Source organism: Promicromonospora kroppenstedtii DSM 19349 (assembly GCF_000515355.1).
Lineage (GTDB): Bacteria > Actinomycetota > Actinomycetes > Actinomycetales > Cellulomonadaceae > Promicromonospora > Promicromonospora kroppenstedtii.
This window is the reverse complement of the sequence record NZ_KI911655.1, coordinates 5061-6098: the sequence shown is the minus strand read 5'-3', so window position 1 is coordinate 6098 and position 1038 is coordinate 5061. Positions and strand designations below refer to the sequence as shown.

Annotated in this window: 2 protein-coding genes; one reads left to right on the top strand and one right to left on the bottom strand. The window is 73.3% G+C overall.

Features of this window, described 5'->3' with window-relative positions:
* Positions 1-430, bottom strand: a 430-nt coding sequence (locus PROKR_RS10580; protein WP_169736380.1) for a Nif3-like dinuclear metal center hexameric protein, incomplete at its 3' end; no start/stop codon positions are given.
* Between the two features lie 112 nt (positions 431-542).
* On the opposite strand from PROKR_RS10580, the gene PROKR_RS10575 reads away from it, so the two are divergent.
* The coding region (locus tag PROKR_RS10575; RefSeq protein ID WP_245605790.1) for an S-ribosylhomocysteine lyase at positions 543-1038 on the top strand (496 nt) is incomplete at its 3' end.

The following is a 1038-nucleotide window of genomic DNA, read 5'->3' as shown; positions in this document are numbered from 1 at the left end:
CGGCGCTCTGCTCGAGGGGTCGCCGGTCGGTGATGCCGACCAGGTCGGCGAGCGCGTCGGCGACGCCGCGCGGGGCGGCGTCGGCGTTGGTGTGCGCCACGTGCAGGGCGCAGCCGCCGGTCAGCAGCCGGTGCACCACGGAGCCCTTGAAGGTGGTGGCGGCCACGGAGCTCACGCCGCGCAGGAACAACGGGTGGTGGGTGACCAGCAGGTCGGCGCCCCAGTCCAGCGCCTCGTCGACGACGGCGGACACCGGGTCGACGGCGAACAGCACCTTGCGGACGGGCGCTGCGGGGTCGCCGGCGACGAGCCCGACGGCGTCCCACCCCTCGGCCGTCGACGGCGGGTAGAGGCCGTCGAGGGCGGCGACCACCTGGGCGAGCGTGGGGCCGGTGGGTGTGGTGGGGTCGGGCGCGTCGCTGCTGCTCACGCGATGCAGCGTAGTACGAGGGAAGTACGGGGGAAGTGCCGGGGGGAGCGCGGGGCCGAAGACGGCTTAGGCTCGGACCGTGACCGAGTCAGCATCCTCCCCAGCACCCCGCATGAACGTCGAGTCCTTCAACCTGGACCACCGCGCCGTGTCCGCACCGTACGTGCGCCTGGCGGACCGCAAGCAGCTCCCGGGCGGCGACGTCATCGTCAAGTACGACGTGCGCTTCACCCAGCCCAACGTCGCGCACCTCGAGATGCCGACGGTGCACTCCCTGGAGCACCTGTTCGCGGAGCACTCCCGCAACCACTCGGACGCCGTCCTGGACTTCTCCCCCATGGGCTGCCAGACCGGCTTCTACCTGATGCTGCAGGGCGAGCCCGCCTACGACGACGTGCTCGCGCTGATCGACGCGACCCTGCGCGACATCATCGCGGCGACCGAGGTCCCCGCCGCCAACGAGGTGCAGTGCGGCTGGGGCGCGAACCACACGCTGAGCGGCGCGCAGGAGGCCGCCTCGGCCTTCCTGTCCGCTCGCGGCGTGTGGGCGGAGGTCTACGCGAAGGACGCGCCCGGCGACGCCTCGGCCCGGGACGCCGCCGCTCGCG